The following is an 8426-nucleotide window of genomic DNA, read 5'->3' as shown; positions in this document are numbered from 1 at the left end:
GGGCTTGCTTGTCCATGTTTTCGGAAGATTTTCTGCATGCCTTTTTAAGTACATATTCTTTTTCTAAAAACACATTCTCAACTCTTAACTGGCATTTTTGATTAATTTAAAAAAAACTTTTTGTCAAATTTAATATGGCCTTGTTTTTGTTTTGATTTGACATAATATAAATAAATTAGCTATCTTACCAATAAATTTTATTATTCATATTTTTGAAATTGATGGAATTAAAATAAATGATCGTTATTTTTGCTATTTTAAAATGCGATTTGTGCTAAAAAATAACCAACAATACAACTCGAGGTAACAGCTATTAATCCTGGGATGATAAAACTATGATTGATAATAAATTTTCCAATATGTGTTGTGCCAGAACGATCAAAACCAATACATGCTAAATCACTTGGGTAGATTGGCAGTAAAAAGTAACAATAAGCAGCGGGTAGAAAAGCAACAATTATTTTGGGATCTAATCCTAACGCAAGACCCATTGGTGCAATAGCAGCAATGGCAGCAGCTTGGCTGTTTACTAAAGAAGAGACAAGAGCAAGAATAATAGCATAAGTCCACGGTTTAGAAGTTACGATATGTTCTAAGGAAGATTTTATAAATTCAAAGTGAAATTGAAAAAAAGTATCTGCCATCCAAGCAACACCAAAAACACTTATAATTGCTGTCATTCCTGCTTTAAAAATAGCGCTTTCAGAAACTTCTCTTGGGATAACTTTACAAAATATCAATATACATGCTCCAGATAAAAGCATAAAAATTTGAATAATAAGATTCATTGATAAAGAAACAGTTTTTCCATTTTCAATATAATGGGGTCTAAGACTTTCAAATGATCCAAATACAATAACGACAGCTATCGTTGCAAAAAAGATAAATAAAGAACGGTAAGATTCTTTTGTTAATTTTTTATTTTGCAATGAATTTTCCATGTCACCATAAATGTAGTTACGTTGATTCGGATCTTTTATTTTTTCTTGAAACTCTTTATCGTCTTTTAAATTTTTACCGCGGCGAAGGCTCCAAATAGCAGCTAAAATCATACCAGCAAAAGAAGCAGGCATGGCAACTTTTAAAACATCAATTAAGCTAATTGCTTTTCCAATTCCGTGTGAATGAGCGAGAATAGACACCATAGATACAACAGCAACTGACATGGGAGATGCACATACCCCTAATTGAGATGCGATCGATGCTACAGCCATAGGACGTTCTGGTCGGATATTTTTTTTAATGGCAATATCATAAATAATGGGAAACATGGTATAAACGACATGCCCTGTTCCGCATAAAACAGTTAAAGTCCAAGTTGTAATGGGTGCTAAAATAGTGATGTAATTTGGTTTTTTACGTAACAGTTTTTCGGCGTAATACATCATGACATTTAAACCTTTGGCGGTTTGAAGTATCGATGCACATGCGATTACCGACATAATTGTTAGAATAACTCCTACAGGTGGGTTTCCTGGTAGCAATCCAAAAACAAAAGTTAAAATAAAAAGTCCTATGCCACTAATAACCCCAAGTCCTATTCCTCCATACCGAGTGCCAAGTAAAAGACAACCTAAAATGACTAAAAATTGTAAAATAATCATAACTTAAAAAAGCTCCTATAATTATAATAGAGATTCAAAGAAAGAATGTTTCTTTGTGTCTCATCAAAAATATATAACATAATAATTTATAAAATGAGCTTCCCTTTTTTAATTGATATTAAATTTGTTTAATATATTAAATTAATTTATATCCTCTAAATATTTTTTTAGTATTTTATTATAATCAGCAGTTTTTTTAAAACTTTCAAATGCATTTTTTACTTTCATGAAAAGCTCTTTTGATATAGATTTTGATGTTGCAATATAATTTTCTTCAATTAATATTTTTTTACCAAAATGAAAATCTGATAGATTTAGATTTTCATTTTTAAGTTCACTTGTGATATCAATTTTGACGTCATACCAACCATCAAGTCTTCCACCAATTAGTTTTTTAATTATAGATTCATGATTGTATGATAACTCAATATCTTCTTTGTTTAAACTATTTTTTGGATCATTTAAGCTATCTTCAAAAGATGTTCCAAGCAATACCCCTATTCTTTTATTTTTAGCTTCATTAAAAGTATTTATTGGATCTTGATTTTTATTGGTTATAAATACTGTATTTAAATCATAAAGTTTAGAAACCCATAAGTAATTTTTTTCTCTTTCTTCATTTCTTGTTAATGGTAAAATAAAAGTTTTTTTATTGTTGTTTACAACTGTATCTATTTGCGCTCTTTTCCATGGTAAAAATATTATTTTATAGGTTATTTTACTTTGCTTTAGTGCTTGAGTTAAAATTTCTCCAGCTAAGCCTCTAATCGTATTTTCATTTACTGGAACAGTTTGGTTTGGAAATTCATGGGTCAAAATAATAATATCTTTTTCTTCTGCAAACAAAGAATTTGTGAATAAAATAAAAATTAACATAAAAATTAACATATAAATTTTTTTCATACATTCCTTTTAAATTTTAAAATATTCATTTAATGATCAAAATTTTAGTTGGTTATTTTTTTGCTATTTGATCTTTTTTTAATGAATACTTTCGGTGAAAATTTTATAATTAACATGACTTTCTAAATAAATTATAAACTTTTTGGATGTCATTAAAACATAAAAGGATCGCTTTTTGCTGTATCTTCTATTAATTTTGCATCTTCACCATAAACGGTTTTGCGGACAATATTTCTTTCATCTGTTGTTGTAAATTTATTTTCGAGCGTTGCCCAAAAATCTTTTTCTAAATCACCAGAAAGTTTTTGATAGGTAATTCCTTGTGATCTTTCAGAAAACTCATGAAAACATTTAATGATATTTTCAAGACTTTGTCTTACGCTATCTTGGAATTGTAATGCCATAATTACAGGAGCAATCATATTAGCAAGTTCTTTATCGGATTCCGAAAGTTTTTCAAGTTGTTTCGATAAATTTCCTGTCTTTTGACCTAATTCTTTATATCTATCACTTTCACCTAACGATTTTGCTTTATCTAAATCTCCAGAAGCAGCACTTTCAAAAATTTCATTTGCCATATTATTTGCTTCATTTGCCATTTTTTCTACTTCAGAATGCGCATCGGTACCTTCTTGATACATGCTTGTAATCAAACCTTTTACCGTTTTTGCTTGATCTGAAGAAAGGCTTGAAACGGATTCAATTTTATTTCCAATTTCAAGTGCAGCTTGTTCTGTTTTAGAAACAACATTTTTTAAAATAGTATCGGTAATTTTCATGAGGTCTTTTACAATTGAGACAAAATTTTCATGAGTAATTTTTAGATTGTCAGCCATAAATTATTTTATCTTCCTTCTAATAGTGTTAAAGCCATTCTTGATGTTGCGTTTGCTTGTTGTAAAACACTTGTACCAGATTGAAGCAAAATTTGGTTTCTTGTTAATTCAGAACTTTCTTCGGCTATATCCACATCTTTAATGCGGCTATTGGCAGCACTTAAATTCTCAACTGTGGTTCCAATATTATTTATAGTGGAGCCAAGTCTATTTTGTAACGCACCTAAATCTGCTCTAATTGCACTCACATAGTCTATTGCACTTTCAATTGCAGTTAAAGAGCGTTGTGCTCCTGGTTTTGTATCAAGTGCGAGTTCTGACACTCCTAAGCGGTTGGTTTTGACATCTGCTTTAAAAGAATTGTACTCTAAGCGGTCGACACCAAGAATGTTGTCACCGCCCGTGTTAATTTGAATTTCTAATATTCCGCCGGTGCCATCTAATAATTGTGTTCCGTTAAATTCGGTGGCGTAGGCTACACGATCAATTTCGTCTTTAAGAGCTTGGTATTCGATATCCAGATAAACTCGTTCCTTTGGACCAATCGTATCTGAAGCTGCTTGCACTCCAAGTTCACGCATGCGTATTAGCATATTTTGAACTTCATTCATTCCGCCTTCCGCAGTTTGAATAAGGCTAATGCCATCATTTGCGTTACGTTGTGCTTGCTGTAATCCTCTTATTTTTGAACGTAGTTTTTCACTAATGGCAAGACCAGCAGCGTCATCTGCGGCTTTGTTAATTCGATAACCAGAAGCTAAACGCTCCAAGCTTTGATCGAGCATTTTGCGTGTATTACGCATGTGTCTCTGATTCGTTATCGATGTTACGTTGGTCATTATCCTGTAGCCCATTGCCGTCTCCACTCAAAAAAATGCGATAGGGATATTTAATGAAACAACCTATTTTTTAGAAAAGGATCTCTTTTTTACGCTATCAAAAACTGCTTAATTTAAAAGCGTTTGGCGTCAATTCCTCTGTAGGTACAGAAAGCCGCGTTTGTTTTTTTTATTCTTTAGGAATGTTCTTTTTTTTGTGTTACAATTCAAGGAGGTAACTTCATTCAATATTTGTAGTAGATTTTTGCGAAAAGGACGCTTGATATGATTAATGTCGAAAATAACCGTTTTCCGCATAGCGCTGAGCTATTTAAGTTTTGTAAAGAGATTTTGAATATCAAAAAAAATTCAGCAGAGAAAGTAACAGACCAAGACGTAGGAGCACTTTTAGGATTTGATCCCGCTGATTGTACACATTGGAAATATGGCAGGAAAAATATCAAATCCATTCAAAATATCAATCAACTTGCAAAAGCATTAGAAGTTGATCCAAGAAATCTCATTGATATCTCATTAGGTAAAAATGTTTTATTTGATGCTTTGATCGAATATCAAGGGTATGGCGATTTTCAGTGCACATCTTCGGAAAGAGAAATATTATTACAAGAAGCAAATAAATTAATAGAATTATCAAATATAAAAGCACTGCCAATTTTTATTCCTGAATTTGCAAATATCATTGAAAATGTAGAAATGAGAGCGCAAGAAAATCAAAAAGATCTTATTTTATCTAGAATAGAGCAAGGCAAAAATTTAATTACTTGGCCTAAAGGGGAAAGATTTGGAACCGCATTAAGGTTTTTACTTGCAAAAGAGCTTGCTCAGGTTATGCTAAGTAAAGACTCATTGAAATCGGTTTTGCCTCAGCAAAAAAATGCAATTTTTGCGAACAGACTTGCTCTGTTCTTGCTTATGCCGTCGTATTTGCTACAAATTGCTTTTAGCCAATGTGATCCCGCTCGAGATACGGTTGAACAATTGATGACCTTATTTTGGATGAGTCGTACTTTGATAAACATTCGGTTAAAAGATTTTCTGATGTATAGAAACTAATAGCTCTTAAAACAGTTTTCAGAGCTTGTGTTTCTAACCAACTCATGGAAACAGATATGGATTTTTCTACAATTAGTGCGTTTTTATTTTCTGGTGTTGCTCTCCTTTTATGTGCGTGGCTTATTCTATCAAAGCAAAAACTAATCGCAAAAAACACGGCCACTCAAGATAAATTAGTTGCCTTGGAAGCAAAACTCTTATCTATAGGAAGTTCTGCTTCAAATTATTCGAATCATTCAAATGAAAAGAAAACGAGCCAGCCTAAAAATAATGAAAATCATACAAATTCAGGACATAATTCCGAACTTATCCTTCTCCGTAAAGAAACAGCAAAATTAAAAGACGATCTTAAAAAAGCAAAAGAAGAGATTAAATTTAAAGAAAAGGCTTTAAAAGAAGAAGAAAATGCGACAAATAATAAGCTATTTTCATTAACGGAAGAAAATGCACGTTTAATTATTCAAATGAAAGAAATGGATCAATTATTAAAAGAATCCAATCAAAATCATAAAAATCAAGTTCCATTAATTGATTTTGAGAAAAAAATCTTAGAAATTTCTCAATTAAAAGAAGAAGTAGTTTCTTTAAAACAAAAACTAAATGAAATCGATAAATTTAAAAAGCAAAACTCAGCAAAACTTTTAGCGTTACAAGATAAACTTAAATTAACGGAACAAGAACTACAAAAGTGGACGGACACTGCTAAATTAAGTGATGGAAAATCATTAGATCCAAGTTCTTTCTTAAAATGGCATGATAGAGCTCTTTCTGGTAGAAAAATGTATCGCCTTATGCGTCAAATGAGAGAATTATCGGATAGTAAAGTGACAACTTACCAAGAAGGCGTTATGGCCGTATCTAAATGGGTTTTAGTCCAAAAGAATTTAAGCGTTCCTTCTGTTTCTACTGGCGAAGTTCTTGCAGATAGGCTATTAGCGGAAGCGTGGAACGCAATTTTACTTTCAAACCCGAACTTAAGTTCTGAAAAGGTTGAAAGTGAGGCTATGGTTTTAAGCACCTAGCCATGAAGTGAATCTTTCTTATTGTTTTCCGTTTTTTGAAAATTTTAATATTGGTGTGTTTTATTATGATAGATTTAAATAAGAAGCCTGCATTTTCTCGCTCTAGTAGACCCTCTTCTTCTGATAGAAATTCAACGAGAGACCCTTCTCGGAAATTTAGCAAAGAAAACGAAAGCAAGCTTGTTTGGAAACAAAATAATTCTACCCCTAATATTAGAATGATGACCATGCGCCAAGGTGTTTCCGAAAGAGTAATGCATGAACAACCATGTAAAATTCTTGAAAAATGTGGTTCATGTCCTTCCTTAGATTTAGCTTATAAAACACAACTCCAACAAAAAACGGCAGATTTTAAATCTCGTCTTCTGAAAGTAGGAGAAGAGTTTCAAAGATCTATTGTGAAAGACTGTATCGAATCTGAAGAAAAGTTTGGCTATAAACACCATGTTAAAATGGTGGCATCGGAGCATTCAGGTTTAAAATCCTCTCAATTTTCAAATTTTGCGAATCCTAAAAGATGGATTGATTTAGGAGTTTATAATCAGTCTTCAAATGAAGTAGTGGATACAGGCCGTTGTCCTATTCAAACAAATGTAATGAATGATATTTCTGCTTATATTAGAACAGGAATTCGTGTTCATAATGTCTCCGTCTATACTCCAAAACAAAAAGATGGATTGTTGCATTGTGTGATTTTAAGATCCTCACATTATACAAGACAAGCTCAAGTTACTTTTGTTGTTACGAAAGCCGATTTAAATTTATTAAGACCGTTTGCAAGGGATATCTCTGAAAAATTTATGAATATCCAGGGCGTTTTTATGCAAGTGGCTTCACCAGATCAAAATGAAGAAAAACAAGACCAAGAATTAAAGTTACTTGTTGGGCAAGATCTCATTGAAGAAAAATATAGCGATATTATTTTAAAATTTTCTGCAGCTAGTTTTATGCCTACTAATACTTTAATGGCAAGGCGCATTTATAATCGTATTGAAGAATTGGCAGAGCTTACTGGAAAAGAAACTGTAATCGATTTATATTGTGGAGCTGGCGGTGTTTCTTTAGCATTAGCAAGATCTTCTCGTGAAGTAATTGGAATAGATAATTCGTCTTCTGCAATAAAAGATGCAATAAGAAACGCAAAAAGTAACAATTTGAGTAATATTGGTTTTTATGAAGGGGAAGCAAGCGCAATCATTTCAAAATTGATTGAAGAAAAAAGAATTTATAAAGCCGATGTGGTTGTTATGAATCCTCCAAAAAATGGTTGCGGAATAAATACAATAGAACAAATAAAAAATTTAGAACCTAAAGCTGTATTGTATTTATCTTCATTCTTTTACACTATTTTTAAAGATTTAAAATCTTTTGCAGTTCATGGATATACTCCAGTTATTTTTGAACCATTTGATACATTTCCAGGTACAGATAATTATGAGGTTTTGTGTTATCTCGTAAAAAATTGAGTTCATAAAGGTGAGTCATGTATTTGTTAGGAATAAAAAGTATTTTAACTTCACTCTTGTTGTCTTTAAGTTTAAATGCTTTTTCTTATGATATGATTTGTAAAGATGATAAAGGAAAACAAATTTTTTCTTTTAATTTGGAAAAACCTTTGTCTTCTCAAATCTCTAACAAATTAGGTATGAAAGTCGTTATTATTAAAGGTTTTAATGGAGATGGGAATCGATTTAGTTTTGTTGCAAATTCTGCTCAAGAATTTAATTTAAAAGAATACCATAGTTTTATTTTAAATGGATTTGGACAAATTATAAAAAGAGATTCTTTATCCTCTAAAAAGTTAATCTCTTTAAAAGAAATTTCTTTAAAGATGAATAAAGTAGATAATCTTTTAAATTTAGGAACTGTAGAAATATTAACTTCTTCTTTAGTTGAAAACGAAAATCAAAAAATAGAATATGCAAATTGTTCTTTTGATATGATAAATCAAAATGAAATTAAAATATTTTCTAAAATATTAGAAGCTTTAAAGCAAAAAAGGTAATTTTTATGAATGTAGATCAAGCAGAAATTGAAAAAATGAATAAAGAAGCTATTCAAGTCATGATTACAACTGCTCGAAATAAAACATGGAAAGCGATTGAAGATATTAAAAATTTAATAAAACCTGGAATGAGCGAGCTTGAATCAATTAAATTAGCGAATAAA

The 8426-nt window shown here is 31.1% G+C and carries 8 protein-coding genes; 4 read left to right on the top strand and 4 right to left on the bottom strand.

Annotated elements, in window-relative coordinates:
• Nucleotides 1–257: 257 nt before the first annotated feature.
• The 4 genes from ACIQ56_RS11420 to ACIQ56_RS11405 form a co-directional block, all read right to left on the bottom strand.
• Entirely contained in the window at nucleotides 258–1604 is a 1347-nt protein-coding gene (locus ACIQ56_RS11420) for an anaerobic C4-dicarboxylate transporter (protein WP_397601189.1), read from the bottom strand.
• A gap of 141 nt (nucleotides 1605–1745) precedes the next feature.
• On the bottom strand, nucleotides 1746–2507 hold the full coding sequence (locus tag ACIQ56_RS11415; RefSeq protein WP_397601188.1) for a substrate-binding periplasmic protein: 762 nt from the start codon (nucleotides 2505–2507) through the stop codon (nucleotides 1746–1748).
• Nucleotides 2508–2659: 152 nt separating this feature from the next.
• Nucleotides 2660–3343: a hypothetical protein gene (locus ACIQ56_RS11410; RefSeq protein WP_397601187.1), complete on the bottom strand. Its 684-nt coding sequence runs from the start codon at nucleotides 3341–3343 to the stop codon at nucleotides 2660–2662.
• 8 nt (nucleotides 3344–3351) lie between these two features.
• Nucleotides 3352–4197, bottom strand: coding sequence for a flagellin (locus ACIQ56_RS11405; protein WP_397601186.1), 846 nt, complete (start codon nucleotides 4195–4197; stop codon nucleotides 3352–3354).
• Nucleotides 4198–4446: 249 nt separating this feature from the next.
• Here ACIQ56_RS11405 and ACIQ56_RS11400 point away from each other — a divergent pair, with 249 nt between their 5' ends.
• From ACIQ56_RS11400 to ACIQ56_RS11385, 4 genes are all read left to right on the top strand, one after another.
• Nucleotides 4447–5235, top strand: a complete 789-nt coding sequence (locus ACIQ56_RS11400) for an ImmA/IrrE family metallo-endopeptidase (protein ID WP_397601185.1) — start codon at nucleotides 4447–4449, stop codon at nucleotides 5233–5235.
• A gap of 56 nt (nucleotides 5236–5291) precedes the next feature.
• Nucleotides 5292–6257 carry a hypothetical protein gene (locus tag ACIQ56_RS11395; protein WP_397601184.1) on the top strand — a complete coding sequence of 322 codons (966 nt, stop codon included), beginning with the start codon at nucleotides 5292–5294 and terminating at the stop codon, nucleotides 6255–6257.
• Nucleotides 6258–6322: 65 nt separating this feature from the next.
• Entirely contained in the window at nucleotides 6323–7723 is a 1401-nt protein-coding gene (gene rlmD, locus ACIQ56_RS11390; protein WP_397601183.1) for a 23S rRNA (uracil(1939)-C(5))-methyltransferase RlmD, read from the top strand.
• Between the two features lie 17 nt (nucleotides 7724–7740).
• Nucleotides 7741–8262 (top strand): hypothetical protein, encoded by a 522-nt coding sequence (locus tag ACIQ56_RS11385; RefSeq protein ID WP_397601182.1) that lies wholly within the window; start codon nucleotides 7741–7743, stop codon nucleotides 8260–8262.
• The last annotated feature ends 164 nt before the right edge of the window (nucleotides 8263–8426 follow it).

This window comes from Silvanigrella sp., from assembly GCF_044369315.1.
Lineage (GTDB): Bacteria > Bdellovibrionota_B > Oligoflexia > Silvanigrellales > Silvanigrellaceae > Silvanigrella.
Note: the sequence above shows the minus strand (reverse complement) of the source record. Positions and strands in the feature narration are given on the sequence as shown.

Bases quoted from the DNA above. Each gene is read 5' to 3' on its own strand.
- ACIQ56_RS11420 (WP_397601189.1), bottom strand. From the start codon at position 1,604: ATGATTATTTTACAATTTTTAGTCATTTTAGGTTGTCTTTTACTTGGC.
- ACIQ56_RS11415 (WP_397601188.1), bottom strand. From the start codon at position 2,507: ATGAAAAAAATTTATATGTTAATTTTTATGTTAATTTTTATTTTATTC.
- ACIQ56_RS11410 (WP_397601187.1), bottom strand. From the start codon at position 3,343: ATGGCTGACAATCTAAAAATTACTCATGAAAATTTTGTCTCAATTGTA.
- ACIQ56_RS11405 (WP_397601186.1), bottom strand. From the start codon at position 4,197: ATGGGCTACAGGATAATGACCAACGTAACATCGATAACGAATCAGAGA.
- ACIQ56_RS11400 (WP_397601185.1), top strand. From the start codon at position 4,447: ATGATTAATGTCGAAAATAACCGTTTTCCGCATAGCGCTGAGCTATTT.
- ACIQ56_RS11395 (WP_397601184.1), top strand. From the start codon at position 5,292: ATGGATTTTTCTACAATTAGTGCGTTTTTATTTTCTGGTGTTGCTCTC.
- rlmD (WP_397601183.1), top strand. From the start codon at position 6,323: ATGATAGATTTAAATAAGAAGCCTGCATTTTCTCGCTCTAGTAGACCC.
- ACIQ56_RS11385 (WP_397601182.1), top strand. From the start codon at position 7,741: ATGTATTTGTTAGGAATAAAAAGTATTTTAACTTCACTCTTGTTGTCT.